Origin of the sequence: Microcoleus sp. B4-C2, from assembly GCF_036705265.1 — a bacterium.
Classification (GTDB): domain Bacteria; phylum Cyanobacteriota; class Cyanobacteriia; order Cyanobacteriales; family Microcoleaceae; genus Microcoleus.
In genome coordinates this window covers 47480-63787 of record NZ_JAUBUB010000011.1, presented here as the reverse complement: position 1 = coordinate 63787, position 16308 = coordinate 47480, and the positions used below count along the sequence as shown (strand labels likewise).

Annotated in this window: 15 protein-coding genes; 6 read left to right on the top strand and 9 right to left on the bottom strand. The window is 46.2% G+C overall.

Features of this window, described 5'->3' with window-relative positions; translation table 11 throughout:
* Positions 1-343: 343 nt before the first annotated feature.
* Complete coding sequence (gene tgt / locus QUB20_RS06420; RefSeq protein WP_333244762.1) at positions 344-1474, bottom strand: tRNA guanosine(34) transglycosylase Tgt; 1131 nt, start codon at positions 1472-1474, stop codon at positions 344-346.
* 501 nt (positions 1475-1975) lie between these two features.
* Positions 1976-2425, bottom strand: a complete 450-nt coding sequence (locus QUB20_RS06415; RefSeq protein ID WP_333244765.1) for a hypothetical protein — start codon at positions 2423-2425, stop codon at positions 1976-1978.
* A 259-nt stretch (positions 2426-2684) separates the two neighbouring features.
* Between QUB20_RS06415 and cobS the strand changes: the two genes are divergently transcribed.
* Both cobS and QUB20_RS06405 read left to right on the top strand, forming a co-directional pair.
* Complete coding sequence (cobS, locus tag QUB20_RS06410) at positions 2685-3482, top strand: adenosylcobinamide-GDP ribazoletransferase (protein WP_333244768.1); 798 nt, start codon at positions 2685-2687, stop codon at positions 3480-3482.
* 158 nt (positions 3483-3640) lie between these two features.
* On the top strand, positions 3641-3808 hold the full coding sequence (locus QUB20_RS06405; protein ID WP_333244771.1) for a hypothetical protein: 168 nt from the start codon (positions 3641-3643) through the stop codon (positions 3806-3808).
* 153 nt (positions 3809-3961) lie between these two features.
* On the opposite strand, the gene QUB20_RS06400 is transcribed toward QUB20_RS06405, so the two are convergent.
* A complete protein-coding gene (locus tag QUB20_RS06400) occupies positions 3962-5713 on the bottom strand; it encodes a hypothetical protein (protein ID WP_333244774.1) in 1752 nt (583 codons plus the stop codon).
* A 642-nt stretch (positions 5714-6355) separates the two neighbouring features.
* Between QUB20_RS06400 and QUB20_RS06395 the strand changes: the two genes are divergently transcribed.
* Positions 6356-6586, top strand: a complete 231-nt coding sequence (locus tag QUB20_RS06395) for a hypothetical protein (RefSeq protein WP_242723336.1) — start codon at positions 6356-6358, stop codon at positions 6584-6586.
* A 50-nt stretch (positions 6587-6636) separates the two neighbouring features.
* Positions 6637-6849: a hypothetical protein gene (locus QUB20_RS06390; RefSeq protein WP_333240060.1), complete on the top strand. Its 213-nt coding sequence runs from the start codon at positions 6637-6639 to the stop codon at positions 6847-6849.
* Positions 6850-7785: 936 nt separating this feature from the next.
* Here the strand turns inward: QUB20_RS06390 and QUB20_RS06385 are convergent.
* From QUB20_RS06385 to QUB20_RS06370, 4 genes are all read right to left on the bottom strand, one after another.
* Complete coding sequence (locus tag QUB20_RS06385) at positions 7786-8187, bottom strand: MgtC/SapB family protein (RefSeq protein ID WP_333240058.1); 402 nt, start codon at positions 8185-8187, stop codon at positions 7786-7788.
* A 104-nt stretch (positions 8188-8291) separates the two neighbouring features.
* The gene (locus tag QUB20_RS06380; protein ID WP_333053838.1) at positions 8292-8948 is read right to left on the bottom strand and encodes a hypothetical protein; all 657 of its coding nucleotides are present in this window, start codon (positions 8946-8948) and stop codon (positions 8292-8294) included.
* A gap of 336 nt (positions 8949-9284) precedes the next feature.
* Complete coding sequence (locus QUB20_RS06375; protein ID WP_333244777.1) at positions 9285-10250, bottom strand: BadF/BadG/BcrA/BcrD ATPase family protein; 966 nt, start codon at positions 10248-10250, stop codon at positions 9285-9287.
* 203 nt (positions 10251-10453) lie between these two features.
* Positions 10454-10810, bottom strand: coding sequence for a zinc ribbon domain-containing protein (locus QUB20_RS06370; RefSeq protein WP_333240054.1), 357 nt, complete (start codon positions 10808-10810; stop codon positions 10454-10456).
* Between the two features lie 216 nt (positions 10811-11026).
* Between QUB20_RS06370 and QUB20_RS06365 the strand changes: the two genes are divergently transcribed.
* On the top strand, positions 11027-11353 hold the full coding sequence (locus QUB20_RS06365) for a phasin family protein (protein WP_333053835.1): 327 nt from the start codon (positions 11027-11029) through the stop codon (positions 11351-11353).
* Between the two features lie 279 nt (positions 11354-11632).
* Positions 11633-12238, top strand: a complete 606-nt coding sequence (locus QUB20_RS06360) for an FKBP-type peptidyl-prolyl cis-trans isomerase (protein ID WP_333053834.1) — start codon at positions 11633-11635, stop codon at positions 12236-12238.
* 92 nt (positions 12239-12330) lie between these two features.
* Here QUB20_RS06360 and dnaB read toward each other — a convergent pair whose 3' ends face one another.
* Complete coding sequence (gene dnaB, locus QUB20_RS06355; RefSeq protein ID WP_333244780.1) at positions 12331-15141, bottom strand: replicative DNA helicase; 2811 nt, start codon at positions 15139-15141, stop codon at positions 12331-12333.
* Positions 15142-15635: 494 nt separating this feature from the next.
* Complete coding sequence (gene rplI, locus QUB20_RS06350) at positions 15636-16094, bottom strand: 50S ribosomal protein L9 (RefSeq protein ID WP_333053831.1); 459 nt, start codon at positions 16092-16094, stop codon at positions 15636-15638.
* Positions 16095-16308 lie beyond the last annotated feature (214 nt).

Genomic DNA, 16308 nt, shown 5'->3' with positions numbered 1-16308 from the left:
CAACACAATTTTCTTGACACTCCTCAGCCTAAAGGCGTGAGGATTTTTAAGACTTTTGAGTCTTAATATCCCTATTGCTAGGGTTCCCAGGCTGACCACGTATGCACGTTACGTGCGTAGTCATGTCTCCTCAAGAATGTTTTGGGCGTAGACTTTCCCCCAGTCCGGGGGTAGGTTTTTAAATCTTGTCTGATCTCGATAGCATACCACACAAAGCGCGTGGATATGTTTACCCAAATACCTAGGATTTCTGACTTCGCACGGTGTGGAAAAAGCCGTCCTACAACGACTGGGTTTTAAACCCAATTTTCAGATAATTGTCGCATATCTTCACCCAAGGCAATCACGATCGATCGACTGTCGGTGCAAGCCAGTAGGCAAACTCTTCAGTAAATCGATCGGCCAAAATCGCCTCCCGCATCCTCCCAGTAAAGCGAATCAACTCCGTCACATTGTGAATCGCCAGCAAAGTATACCCCAGCACTTCGTTAGCCCGCGCCAAATGAGCCAAATAAGCCCGACTGAATTTTTGGCAGGTATAACAAGGACAAGACTCATCCAGCGGAGCAAAATCCTCCCGGAACCGAGCATTTTTCAAATTCCAGCGTTCCCCACCAACAAAAGCCGTCCCGTGGCGGGCGAGGCGAGTCGGAATCACGCAGTCAAACATATCTACCCCACTCGCCACCGCCAACGCCATTTCCCGATAAGTCCCAATCCCCATCAAATAACGCGGTTTATTTGCCGGCAACAGAGGCGCAGTCACCTTCACAATCTCTGCGATCAAATCCCCCGATTCCCCCACACTAACCCCGCCGATGGCATAGCCTGGTAAATCCAAATCTACCAACTGGTTCGCCGCGCGCGATCGCAAATCGGGGAAAACGCCCCCCTGGACGATGCCAAACAAAGCTTGATCCGGGCGCGAGTGAGCTTGAATGCAGCGTTGCAGCCAGCGGTAAGTGCGATTTGTGGCAGCCTCCACCTCCTCCCGCGTAGCGGGGTAAGGGGGACACTCGTCAAAGGCCATAATCACATCAGCGCCCAACTCATTCTGAATTTCGATCGATCGTTCCGGCGTCAAATTAATCATGCGGCCATCGCGGGGAGAGCGAAAAGTCACCCCATTCTCAGAAATAGTCCGCATTTGGCTCAAGCTAAACACCTGAAAGCCGCCCGAATCCGTCAGCATCGGGCCTGGCCAAGCCATAAATTTATGCAATCCGCCCGCGCCTGCGACAATTGCTTCCCCCGGCTGCAAGTGCAAGTGATAAGTATTTGCCAAAACCATTTGAGAACCCGCCGCCTCAAGATGTGCCGGGGTCAAAGTTTTGACATTAGCTAGCGTCCCCACTGGCATAAATTTAGGCGTTTCCACCACACCGTGGGGAGTCGCAAAAACCCCTGCACGCGCTTGGGTATGGCTGCAATTAGCCTGACATTTAAAAGAAAATTTCGCCTTGTCCTCAGTCATTAGTCCTCGATGCTCGTTAACCGCTACTCGGCCGTCCGTGTTATTTGAGATGTTGCACCATTCTCAATTACTTGTTTAGGAACAGGCTTTTCGGCCTGTTCCACAAGAAAATTCACTCTTTGTGGAACAGGCCGAAAAGCCTGTTAACCGAGAATGGTGCAAGATGTGAGTGTTATTTAATCTATTGTTGATGACATCGCGACAAAAAACTCATGACCGAGAATTTCTAGATGGTACCCGCCACGTGATTTATCCGTGGAATCAATCCAAAACCGACAATCGAAAATCCTTGCGTCCCCCGAATTTATCTCGCGCAAGTCAATCCAAAATCGACAATCGAAAATCTAAAATCGAATGACCCCGCCCAAAAACGGAGACAAGTTTCCGACAATCGTCGTGGAGGGCAAAAAATTTTAGACCTTAGTTCTAACTCCCAGATTCACGGCGCTGCGAGTAAATCTAAAATCTAAAATCTAAAATCTAAAATCGAGTGACTGACCATTAAAAGGGGGAATCATCTTCGTCCAATTGCAGATCCCAGTTGCCTGAGAGTACCTGATCGACAACCGCATCCAAAGCCGCAGCATTTAAATTCCGGGCGAATTGCTCTTGCAAAGGATTGGAGAGGGGAATTAACCGCAACAGCCGTCCATCTTGAATCAGGTCAAAATAAGCACCATCTTCAGGCGACTGTTTCAGTTCCAGGTAATCAAAACTATACACGTTCAAATAAAGCGCATGGTTGGCAATCAGGGTAGAACGGTGGGGGTTGGCGAAGACTTCGAGTACATAACCTTCCCCTTCGCTATAAATCTGGCCATCTTGTATGTGAAGGTAGCGGACACGTCCTAAATCAAACAGCAATCTTTTGATATCGCGTTTGTTGACGACGATCCCTGTATCGATGATGCAAGGAGCAACTACCCTGTTATTCAATTGATCGTGACTCATGGAGTAAAAGCCTCTGTTGTAGTATTTTCCCGTCTTGAAAATCAGGGAGTTAGCTAGAATTCTTGGTACGGGAAACGCGGATCTTGAGTTTAGTCTTTTTAGATAGGGAGCTTGGGGATCGCTGCCGACAGAGGTTTTCCGGGGAAAAGAGCCGGCGACAGGAGGAATGCTCGATCCAAAAAACTAGGGTGTTACAGTCCAATTCTGGCACACGCTAATCGATTGACAACTGCATACCAGATGAAAAATTTTCTATCTTATGGTGGATGATAAATTGGTTCGGTCTACGATCGACTTTTTCCGGAATCAAGGCGCTGCCATCGCAGCCGCAGTCGCTTTTTATACTTGTTTGCCGGTACCGGTGTCTTGGACTTTGGAGTTTCGGGGCATTGCCCGCTTGGCACCGGCGATCGGGCTTTTGATTGGGGGGATGGTGGGACTGGCGGATGTTGGGTTGCAGTTGTTGGGAATGCCTGCTCTGACTCGATCGGCCTTGGTGGTAGTCTTGGGCATCGCCGTGACTGGCGGGCTGCACCTAGACGGCGCAATGGACGCGGCGGACGGGCTGGCTGTACCAGACCCCGTGCGTCGGCTGGAAGTCATGCGGGACAGCGTTACAGGAGCCTTTGGGGCGATGGCTGCGATCGCGATCGTGCTGCTGAAAACTGCCGCTCTCTCGGACTTGAATAACTATCGGTGGCTGGCTTTGATGGGCGTCGCCGGTTGGGGGAGGTGGGCCCAACTGGTGGCGATCGCCCGCTATCCCTATCTCCGGGCCGAGGGTAAGGGAGCTTTTCACAAGGAATCGATTTATTCTCCTTTTGATTTTATACCGGGAGTGTTGTTGCTGCTGAGTTTGAGCGTGGTGCAAGTTGTCTTGGAGGGCGATCGGTGGCTGTTGGCGGTGGGGATGGCTTTGGGGGGAAGTGCGATCGGAATTTTTGCCGGAGCCTGGTTTAACCACCGTTTGGGCGGCCACACGGGCGATACTTACGGTGCCGTAGTCGAGTGGACGGAGGCTTTATTGCTGTGTCTTTTGGCAGCTTTGGAAGGGTGAAGATAATTCGGCGATTGAAATCGCTACTACAAAAACGAAGTCTACCTCCGCAGACAAGCGAGGTGGAAATCGGAACTCGACTTTGATATTTTCTATCCTGTCTGCCTTCAATTGCCACGCTACATTAGACACAGCAAACCTCAACTTTTAAGAAAGCTATGGGATACTTTATTGCTGCGATCGTCCTGGGAATGTTAATTTGGGCCGGTATCGATATCGTGCATACCATCAGCAACTGGGAACTCAATCGCTCCGAAATCAACCAAAAAATTCAAGCTGAAATGGTCAAAGAGACATATTGCTGTCAATTTTGGGATTCAGAATAAGCACAGAAAGTATAAATAATCGTTCTAACGCACCATTTATTGGCTGGTGCGTCAGCTTGGAAATTGTTAGTTTTTGGCAAAAATAATGCGAACTGAAGCACCCTACAAAATGAATGGAAAATCCCATGCAAATTTTCCATTCATTCTCACTTTTTACGCTTTCGGCTCGACCCAAACAGTCATCCCCTCAACCCTCAAACCTTTGCCGCGAGTGCCGCAATATTGACCGTTAGCAGTAACAGGAGTATCGCCCACATTCTGAATGTGAGCCGTATAAAATACGTCATACTTATCAGCTTGCGGCCCTGTCAGGCGGGCGGCAAATCCCTCAATGCGCTTCGCTTTGCCCCGGAATCCAGCTAACTCTCCTTCCGAGAACCAAGCAGTATCGCCAACTCCTTCAACGTGAGCCATGTACTGCAAATTTAAATCGGCAACGGGAGGCTCTATTTTAATTTGAAATCCTTCGACGCGGCGGCCTTGAGCTTTAGTACCCGCATATTCTCGATCGCTAAAAGTTCGATCGCCAATTCCTTGAATATGCGCCAACACTTTTAAACCCACAGGCGCCACTGTTTGGGAACTCGCAGACGGCGCGAGCCAAACTTTGATACCCTCTATTCTCAAAGCTTTGCCGCGAGTACCGCAATATTCGCCGTTGGAGGACACGTCGGTGTCGCCGATATTCTGAATGTGAGCGTTATAAAATACGTCGTACTTATCAGCTTGCGGCCCTGTCAGGCGGGCGGCAAATCCTTCAATTCGTTTCGCTTGACCCCGAAAACCCGCCAATTCTCCCTGGCTGAGCCAAGGAGTGTCGCCAACACCTTCGACGTGAGCCATGTACTCGACATTTAAGCCGGGAATTAGCGGGTCGATCTTAATCGCAAATCCTTCGACACGACGCCCTTGAGCTTTAGTACCCGCGTATTCTTGAGAACCGAAAGTTCGATCGCCAATTCCCTGAATGTGCACCAAAACTTTGATTCCCAAACCGCCCTCTACTGCCACCGGTTGTTGAATGTCCCTAGGTGCCCCAAAAACAATGTTCCCCGAACCGGTTGTCTGAAGAGACTTAGGTACTTCCACGCTGGGAACAATAATTACCTCGTGCATGGGGACAGAAGGCGCGGGGGATTCCAAAATCTGGATCTGTGGCGCAACTGTAACTTGTTTCGGTGCCACATTTCCTGACGGGATGACAATCACTTCTGGCAAAGGTTCGGCGCTGATTTTTTGTTCTGGCGCTGGTTTAAATGCGGGTTCGACTTTTGCAGGTGCTGCTTTTACCATCTCAGCAATGGTTAATTTGCCTCTGGAAATGGCTACGGCTATTTGTTTGCCAAAAGCGGCGCTGACTGTTTCTTCGAGAATGACCCACTGTTCGTCGTCTAATTTGTCTTGCTGTTCCACCAGGGCGAGGACTGCTGAAACTGGGTGTTTGCCGCTGACTAAGGATTCTGCGTCGGAATGCAGTTGAGTTGGGGTTGATTCGGAAATCGCGCGCTGCAGTTCGCGGGCTCTGGCATGAACTGATTGTAAGGGCGCGAAGTCGCTTTGTTCGCGGTGGGCGATCGCCAATACTCGATCGATCACTTTCAATGCTGCATCGCGAATTTCTGCTTTTCCTTCAGAAGCGGAGGCAGTCTCGACTAAGTTTTGAATCTCTTTGAGGGAAGTAATTTCCCCTGGTGCGATACCGGATTTGTTGAGATCGAGAGCTTGTTTTTGGACTGCGGCAAAGTTGCGGCTGTAGGTGGCTACTTCTTGCAGCAAGCTGTCAGAGGGAGGAAGGCCGGAGTCTTGGAGTTGTTTTGCTGCCATTGATAGGCGATCGGCCAAATTAGCATAAGTTTCCGATAGTCGGGCTATTTGTTGTAGCAAATCTTTATGTGGTGCTTCCATATGTCTTGCAGTAAATATTTAACTTGCTGATTATAGACGTTGAGCGTCTTCTGAAGGTAGAAGGCAGTAGTCAATGGATTTTAGATTTTAGATTTGAGATTTTAGATTGAAGCCTTGACCGCACGGATAAATTCGGGGGCTCCTTTATCGGATACAGGTTTTTTATTTCTGGACGGATGAACCCGGGGGCTTGTATCCTAGATGCTTTCGGTCATTAGGATCGTCAATTAAATAATTTCCCTTTTTTCTTGTGGGATGGGCGTCCCGCCCCTCCGTTTTGGACGGGCGGGACGCCCATCCCACAACAGTCATGAAAAGTGGATTTTATTTAATTCTCACCCTTAGTCATTAGTCCCAGGGAAGAAGAAAAATGCTCCCCCTCTCCGACTCCTCCACTCGGATACTCTCCGACTCCCCCACCCAGACACCCGGACACTCTCCGACTCCCCACTCTCCGACTCCTCCTCTGGTATCCCCCGCGTGATCTCCGTCACAACAGTGCAAATACTTAGTCACACTCTGCGACTCCGGCTGTCACGAGTGGCCCGTCACAATGTCACACCTATTGAGCAATAGCCGTCACTGCTGATTCTGTGAAAACATTCGATACTTAGGCTTGAACCAATAAAATCCCGAAGTGTTATGGTACTAATTCGCGACCTCGCCCAGCAAGCTCTGGCTCTGGGCTATCTAACCCTTGAAGCCGAAAATCAACTGCGGCGGATGTTAACTACCACCCAGTATGACTTGGAAGACTTAAATGCTTTTATGGCTTTGCAACTAGCAGCTATGTCTGGAGGAGTGAAACAAGAGTCTCGCGAGCTAAAAAAGTTTGAAATCTTTGGCGAGACGGCTTCCGAAACTTCCTGTTAGTAATTAGTTGGCTTTTGATTAGTTAAAATTTAGTAAGGGACATTTTTACCGTGCAGGTTCGTGAAGTTGTAAAACAAGCTATTGCCGCTGGATATCTGAGTTTGGAAGCAGAAAATGAAATGCAGAAGATTTTTTCCTCAGCCAAGTGTGATTTGGAAGATTTGAATGCTTTTATGAGCTTGCAGTTAGCTGCGATGGCGGGTCGGGTGAGGCAAGAGTCTTTGGAATTGATAAAAATGCCAAATTTCCATGATAGGAATTAATTTGTTATTCAATCATCTGGGGATATAAATATTAAGCTTTATTTAAAATAAAGGGTGAAAGCATATAATTATTGGCTGATTTATATACTAATTAATTTAAAAAATATTGGTATTTTGCTTCAATGGGTGTTAAGCAAATTCACTAAAATTGAAATAAATATTAAAATGAAGATTTAAGTGGATAGTGAGGACTTCACTCATCAAAGGTCAGGCTGGATGACCAGACCTGTCAAGGCGTAGTCAAAGTGTTTGCTTAGTACAAGTTGAGCATTATTATTGAGATGTTATTTATGATTAATTATCTATAAAATGGAGAAGATTTATCGATCGCCCTAAGCAGAGATTTCAAGCGTTTGAGCCACTTTGTAGGCATTGCATAATTGCGGGATAATTTTGATTGTTTTTTTGTGGAATGGGCTCTCGTAGCCCGAAGGCGTGTATTTTCACAGCAGGCGAAACACCCCACAATATATTAGTGTCAACTTAAGTTTTTAGTCCGCCAGCCCTCCCGCTCACCCGGCAGTCCGCCAGGGAATGAATTCCCTGTCTCATAGCGAAAGTCCTCTCAAAGAGGACTGAAGAACTCATTAGTCCTCATAGCGAGGACTTTCGCTTTGATGGAGACTCTTGTTGAAACCCGTGCTGGAATAAGGGTTTAACGTTAAGTTAACACCAATGCCCACAATAATCATCCTCAAATTGTGTAACGCTCCTTTTTCACCTTATTGACAGATATGGCTGGGATAATGGCAAACAATTTACGATCAATGATTAACTGGGGTTGGTATGAAACAGCTAATATTATTTTCCCTCCATCGACCGTAATAAAGTTAGTTCGTAGTGAGTAATTTAACCGTCATAAAACTAGCTCGTACTTCCGTCGTCACTACAAACGTTATAACGGTTATAATACCAGATTTTATATCATCACTGAGACTATTTCCTACGACTTCGACGCTCTAACTCTTTAATTACTCTCAGAACAAACAGCGACATTAAAGCGCCAATTAAGGCCAGTTGCCACAACCCGCATCCTGCAGCAGTTCCTAAAGCTGCTGACACCCAAATAGCGGCGGCAGATGTGAGCCCGTGAACTTCAACTTTGCCTATTTCATGTCGATTTTGCCGCAGGATTTCTCCGCCTCCCAAAAACCCAATCCCGGCAGCAACGCCTTGAATTACGCGCGCTACAGCATCTCCTCCGTTTTCATTTTTCCCCATTGCCAGCGGCATTAAAACAAACAGCGCACAACCCATACTAACTAGCATATGAGTTCTCAATCCCGCTGGTTTATTTCTGAGTTGGCGCTCCCATCCAATAATTCCGCCAACAAACATGGCTAGGCACAACCTTAAAAGTATGCCTAGCCAATTATCGGGAGACCACAAGTTAGCGATCGACAATGTTTTACTGCAAATAATTGATTCGGAAGATACCAATATTAGCGGAGCACGATGTCCGATCGCAATCTCACTGCCAAATCTTGTTCCGGGCGAATCACCAGCACGTCAACGCTGCGCCGCCCCAACAATACTCCAGCTAAAGCGCCGATCCCAACGCCTCCCAATACTTCTTCAGTCGCGATCGCTTTGTCGCCGGTAATGCCTGCGAGTGCAGCCGCAGCAGCAGCACCCAAGGCTGCACCTTGCGCTACTGAACCTGTGCCAGCACCTTTTTGGACTCTTTCGGTTCGGGTAATAATTCCCGAATAGCCATCAATCCGATAGCGTTGGCGGCGGCTGATAATTAACTCTCTGGCAACAAATTGAGTACCGATTTGATTGCCTCTTCTGACAGGTTGCAGTGCCCCGACTATCTGGCTGCCTCCGGGGATTAACACTCTGCCTTGAGGTGTGCGGATGTCTTGCGCTACTGTTAAAGTTAAAGGTGAAGTTTCTTCGCGGGTGACAACTATTTTGTCTTTTTCATACCTAACTGGAATTACACTGCCCGACGGAATTCGGATGCTATCAAATTGGGAAATTCTTTGTTGGGCTTCTGCGGGAGTAGCTACCACCAGCGGCGCGCTGGTTCCCACTGTAATGCCCAGTGCGAGGATTGCTGCTGTTGCTGAACGCCATTTTTGAGAAGTAATCATATAAATTGTCTCCTTGCTTCGGTTTTTGTTTACTTAGGAACGCACTACTGCTAAATTTGTTTCTGGTTTCGCATTCATCTGATGTTTTGATTATGGCAGGCTGGAATTCTACCAGTTGGGAAGATAAGGTTGATAATCAAGAAGTTGAAAATTTGGAAAAATCGAGAAAATCCCCAATACAGGGGCGATCGGGAAGATAAGGAAGATAGTCAACAGCCAGTCGATTTTAGATTTTAGATTTTAGATTTTAGATTTTAGACTTGACTCCACAGATGAATCTGGAAGCTGGAAAGTAGGTGTAAAATATTTCGCTTGTCAACAGTCAACAGTCAACAATTAATTGTTGAGAGCGTTTAAGGCTAGCAATCCAGCACCGAAAGCTGGTTCGTATCGGGGCGAAATAACCTGAGCTTTTGGGGCGATCGCACTTATGGCTGCTTCAAACCGACCTCGGCAATTTGCCTCTCCACCCCACACACCTCCTACGATCACAATTTCAAATTCTTCTGTTTGGTTAAATAGCGCTGAAATGGCTATTTTGGTTGAATAGGTTAATTCTGCTACAGCATTATTGATAATGCAGTCAGCGACGCGATCGCCGTCTGCTGCGGCTTGTTGGACAATCGGCGCTAAAGCAGCAATTTCTTTGACTCCCCAACCGCGCCCGTAAACGACTTCTACCAATTCTTCTAGGTTATTGAGGCCTAAATGCGTTTGAAATTTTTCCGCAAGCACGGTAAAATCTTCGCGTCCGTCATAGAACTTCAAAGCAGCTTGCAAACCCTGAAGGGCGATGTTATATCCGCTGCCTTCATCGCCTAAAATATATCCCCAACCGCCGACTCGTTTAGTTTTTCCTTGACGGTTTTGCCCAAAAACAATCGAACCTGTTCCTGAAATAACGGCGATACCTACTGGATAACCTGTACCGCCAGCAAGTGCGATCGCGCAGTCGCTGCTAATTACTATATTCCTGGGCAGGAACGATCGGGTTACTGGTAAAGTATTCGTCAACTGCAAGTTCTGCACTACAAATTGCACTATTTCACGATCTTTTGGACGCCCGACTCCTGCTAGTCCCAGACCAATTGCTTCTATGTTGAGATTGCTATTCGTCTCGATTTTAGCGGACAGAACTGCTCGTTCGATCGCCAATTGAATGGATTGTTTGGCTGTCTCAATTCCCAGGGTTTGATAATTTGACGGCCCTGCTTCACCCCGTCCTAAAACAAGGTGGTTGTCATCCATTAAAAGGCAGATAGTTTTAGTGCCGCCGCCGTCGATGCCGAATACGTAGCTCATGAATAATTTAGAGAATAATAGAGCAACCCAGATTAACAGATATCTCTCTATTCTACGCTTTGTACAATCAGATTAAACTGAGATGTTGTACCATTGTCAATAAGCCTTTTATGAACAGGCTTTCCGGCCTGTTCCACAAGAAAATTAATCTCCTGTGGAACAGACCGGAAAGCCTGTTCTTCAGAATGGTGCAAGATGTGAGATTAAATCGACAGAGCAATGCTAATAATAATTAAACCTAATAATGCTAACCAAACCAGATGGCGCTGACACCAATTTTTGATTGATTGCAGCCCGTCGCCGCTGCTGTAAGGAATCGTCTGTGGCACAAGTGGCTCAGCTTGATTGTGATAAAGCGTGCATTCTTTGGCAAAAGGACGCTGCGGGTAGTTGCAAGTATCGTCTGCGTGATAAATACAGGTAGTACACAGAAATTCTTCGGGTTTCGATCGATAAAGGGGGATACCCGGATGACCGAAAGCTTTGAGGGGGATTTTGCAGTGTGGACAGGCCAGGGCTTGGGCGTCTACAGGTTGGTGACAGCGGGGGCAATCAGGCATAGACAGCAGGGTGATGGGGTAATGTGGTGGGTAGGCTCATTAGCGGGTTTTCCGAACGCCGAGAATGGGCGATCGCCTCGCCATCAGGCGGCTGGATGCTCCAAAATAGAAAGGTAGTTGTGCGCTGATGTAACTTTAAGTTTACAGATGGTTTCGCAGCGACAGCAGGCGACCTGAGCCGATCGGGTATGAAAGGGCAAACATTAGGAAAAATCTATGGATAACAATAGCAACTTACTCAAACAACTGGTAATGCTGGGCATTGGTACTACCTCTCTGGTGGCAGAGAAATTGCAGGAAGTCAGCGAGCAATGGGTCAAAGATGGCAAAATCAATCCTGAGCAAGCCAAAACCTTTGTCGATGACATGACGGAGCACATCAAGTCTGAACAGGGGAATTGGGAGACGCAGTTGCAGCGGCAACTACGGAATATGCTGCAAGATATGGGAGTCCCCCGACAGTCCGAAATGGATGAGTTGCGGGGAAGGCTCGATCGTTTGGAACGTCAGATGCGGGATTTAGAAAACCGTAACTGGCGCTGAGTTCGATCCTCTTCTGCAAGCTTCGCTAACGCCCGCGAGAAGTTTGCTGCTATCTTGTGATAAGATTGTCACCCGAAGGCAGAAGGCTAAAAAAGGCACTTATGTAGAAGCCATTTATGTAGAATTACAAACATTTTGACTTCATACTTTTGTCTTGAAAATTATCTGGCACCTGCCCTTTTTTGGTGGAAAAGATCAGATAAAATTTGGTAGTTCTTGTTGTACTAGATGTCTTAGATATCTGAGATATCGCGGTTAAAAGTATTAGGAGGATTAATTTTGCGAGGAGTTCTAGTCAGCTTGGGAGTAATGCTGGTTTGCTTTTTGTTTTTGATAGTCGCTCAAATGGGCGGTTCTGGGTCCCAAGCAGTTGCAGCCGAATTGAACAATCTTTTACCAGAGACTGCTATTGAGAAGTTGTCAGCGCAGTCTTTGAATGAAAATAGCTTGCTAGTAGCTGATGCTACTTTACCGAAGGTACCAGCTACTATCGCTGGCAATAACATGACTGATAATACTGAGAAAACTGTTAATACTGAGAAAACTGTCACCACAGATTCAGGTCTGAAATATGTTGAATTGACAGAGGGTAAGGGGGCGACTCCAAAAACCGGGCAGACGGTTGTCGTACACTACACTGGAACTTTGGAGGATGGCACGAAGTTTGACAGTTCGCGCGATCGCAATTCACCTTTTCAGTTCAAAATTGGCGTGGGTCAAGTAATTAAGGGTTGGGATGAAGGTGTCGGTACGATGAAAGTTGGAGACCGGCGCAAGTTGATTATTCCCCCTGAACTCGGTTACGGCGCTCGCGGTGCGGGCGGGGTGATTCCTCCTAATGCTACGCTGATTTTTGATGTGGAATTGTTGAGAATCGGTGGCTAGGTAGCTCAATCTAATTCAACGTAAAACTTTTACGGTGTTTAGAAACCCGGTTTTTTTTGAGAAACCGGGTTTCTGTGTATGTTCTGGTTGATTTACGATCGCTTCGGAGATGCCAGATTGCGAAAGCAGGTATATTGGGCGTCAAATAATAGTTTGATGATTCCTGTGGGCCCGTTTCTGTGTTTGGTAATAATTACTTCTGCAATTCCGCGATCGGGCGAATCAGGGTTGTAATATTCATCGCGGTAGAGCATAATTACTAAGTCGGCGTCTTGCTCGATCGATCCGCTTTCGCGTAAATCAGACATCATGGGTCGCTTGTTTGTCCTGGCTTCCACACCCCGACTCAACTGAGATAAGGCAATAATCGGCACGTTGAGTTCGCGGGCTAAACCTTTAAGACTTCTGGTAATTCGAGATAGTTCTTGCACGCGGTTGTCGCTGCTACCTTCCATTAATTGCAGGTAATCTAGCAAGACTAATCCTAGGGTTCCGCCTTGTTCTGCTTGGAGGCGGCGGACTTTCGATCGTATTTCTGTGACGGTAATATTGGGAGTATCGTCAATAAACAGCGGTAGTTCTGATAAGTTGCCAATGGCTGTACTGATTGGTTCCCATTCGTTTTGACTGATTCTACCCGATCGCAACCTGTTGCTTTCTATTTTGGCTTCGCTGGACAGGATGCGCTGCACTAGCTGTTCTTTCGACATTTCTAAGCTGAAAACGGCAACCGGCAATTTCTGCTGTCCGGCGGCGATGTGGTGGGCGATGTTGGTACAGAAAGCAGTATTGTGAACGCAGATATCGTTAGCCACAAAATTGTGCGTCTCCGGGATAGTTAAGTCGTAAACTTGCTTGTTTCCCATCGGTTCGATAGAAACTATTTCATCCCAGTAAACCTCGCTATCTGCCAGTTGTTTCAGCCACAAATTATCTAAAGCCGTTGCTAAAACTAAAAATCTTTCCCTGGACAGCGCACGTTTACAAACGTGAATATTTGAGTGACCTTTGATACCAGCGCGTTTTGCTAAGGATGCCCAAGATTCGTTGCCTTTTGCTAATGCTAGGTATTCCCACGCCTCTACAGGAATCAAATCGCGGTTATTGTGAGATTCTTTATTTTCTAATGCTTCTTTTACTTTGAATAAGGCTACCTCTTTGCCAAAAATGCCAATTTCTGATATGAATGTTTTGATTGATTTTGCATCAGTAATATCGATTTGCCAAGCTGGTCTACGAGTATTTTTGTATTTGACAGAACGCTTTTTGAGGGCTGCAATGATGCCAAATCTCAGCAGTAGATGCTGTACGTGTCTGGCTAGTCCTTCGCTGACAGAACAGTAGCCTAGTTGAGATTGACCGCTGGTAAGTAGGGTTGCCCAGCCGTCAGTTGAAAAGAGGCGGTTGAGGAAAAGGGCAACTTGCGATCGCCGCAATCTAAACACTATGTCCGGTACGGTTTTCTCATGAGCATTTTTTCCCATCAGACCTAACTTTTCTAACCAATTTCTCAGGGGATTTTTATGACTTGTATTAATAACATCCATTCCCTCATCGGCTAGGTGTTCTGGATCTACTCTTAAAACTCTGCAAATGCCACTAAATAATTCTTGATTGGGAAATGCTATTCCTTCCACCCAAGACCGGACTAATCGCGGTGGAACTTTCAATTCTAGCGCTAATTTTTTAGAGTCAAAATTTCGTTTTAAAAGGATTAGTTCTAAATTATAACCAAAGTTTTTTATACTATCTGTGTAACTTTCTCGATCGCCCATGACATAATATTCTGGTGCGCGTCTCCCTTTATCGTTAAATCGCAGCTTAAGACCTCCGAAGCTAGTAGCAGCTTCAGCAAAATCTTGTAGTATAGCAGTATTTCCATTGGTGAAGTGTGGCGCGCTGCGTGTCAAACACCCATCGCCAATTAGATAAGCCAATAATTTAACTTCACAGTCTCGGATGGTTTCTTTACCAAAAACATTCATCCTGCGGGGAACAGCAATCTTATCGCCTACTTGTATTTCCCTCAACTGCCGCCAGCCCTTAATTGTTAAAAATGGGTGTGTAATTGTAGTTTCTATAAATCGTCCCAGTCTTGTTGTAACCCGAAATACAGGCTTAATTCCATCATCTATAAAAGCTGATGGTCTAGTTAGGTGAAATTGCCAATCTTCTCCTAATGTTAGTAATTCAGCTTGACGTTTTTGATAGATTTGTTCTATACTAGAAACAGTTCCATCACTTTCTACTATTACGGTAGAGGCTGCTTGGCACTTACCCATCGCCGGCCTAGCTGCAACGATGATTAAATCCGATCGCTGAAAGCCTCCTGTCATAGCATCTAAGTCATAGAAACCGCAGGGAATGCCGGGAAGTGTCAGGCCTTCATTGCGATTTTCTAGGTCTTGAAATGTTTGGTTTAGTGTTTCGCCGATCGACACTAAATCCTGTTGCGGGCGTTCTTGAGTGATGCTGAAAATTTCTTGTTCGGCGCGGTCTAAGACAGTTTCTAGCGGTACTGCTGTCTCGTAACCTAATTGTACTATGTTGTTGCCAGCTTCGATTAATTTGCGGCGCTGATATTTGTCTTCAACTAAAACTGCATATTGGTCGATGTTGACTGCGGAAACTGTGCGATCGACTAATTGTGCTAATTTAGTTAGTCCTCCTACTTGCTCTAACTGGTTGCGGTCGGTTAGCGCAGTTGTTACCGTCATTAAATCGGTAGGTTGACCCTGTAAAAATAGCCCTAATGCCGATCGATAAATGACTTGATGAGCGGTGATGGCAAAAAACTCCGGTCGTAGCAGTTCGGCAATTCGGGAAATAGCTTCGGGGTCAATTAAAATTCCCCCCAAAATTGCTTCTTCTGCCTCTATATTTGTCGGCATCAAATCGCTCATTAGTCAATAGTCCTCAGTCAGTCGATTTTAGATTTTAGATTTTAGATTTTAGATTTTCTGTTTTAGGTTTTAGGTTTTAGATTTTCTGTTTTAGGTTTTAGGTTGTAGATTTTCGATTTTAGGTTTTAGGTTGTAGATTTTCGATTTTAGATTTTCGATTTTAGATTTACTCTACAGATGAATCTGGGAGCTTGAACAATATCCTAAAATTGTAGGTTCGACCATCAGGAGCGTCGGGGCTTGTGTCCGTTTTTCCGGCGGGGTCATTAGTTATTATCAGTGTAAGGTTTTGTAGGAGTGCGATCTGTCGCGAGCTCGCGTTTATACCAGACTCACGCTCTCTCGATCTCGCACTCCTGAAAAAATGCTTCTTACTCTCTGCAGAGATGCTCCGGTTCTCAATCTGCAAGTTAGCGTTACTGAGTCCTTACTTAGCAGTGCTTAGTTGTTAGCTAATGACTAATGACTAACAACTAATGACTGATAACTCTTAATTACATTGGAACCACTTGAATATCAACTTCGGCGGTAACTTCGGCGTGAAGTTTGATTTCAGCTTTGTATGTACCAGTTTGGCGAATTTCGGGTAGGGTGATGCCCCGCCGATCGACTTCTTGACTGGTAGAGTTGAAAATTAGTTCTGCTACTTCTTGGTTGGTAACAGTACCAAAAATCGCGTCAGCTTCGCCAACTTGCTTGGAAATGATGAAAGGCCCAGCCGATTCGAGGGCGGTTTTGCGGACTTCAGCTTGCTGCTTGAGCTCTAGCTGGCGCAGTCTTTCTTCTTCACGGCGGCGCTCTGCTTGCTTGAGAATGCCTGGAGTGGCTTTAAATCCCATGCCTTGGGGTACTAGGTAGTTGCGGGCGTAGCCTGGGGCTACTTCTACTACGTCGCCAGCTTTGCCGAGTTTGCTGACATCTTTATTTAAAACTAATTGAACGCGCTTGGCCATGATCGTGGGTTGTGGGGTTTTAACTGCAACTTTTTATAATAGCGAAGTTTTAGGGGCGATCGCAAGGGAGTTCGGCAACGGATTATGTAGCGGATGTAAGGGATTTAACGGATTTAATGGATGGATGTTGAGATTCGAGGTTCGAGATTCGACGTTCGAGGGAAGAAACAGGGATAATATTTTTAAGGGGCAAATTCAGTTTGAAATTACGCAA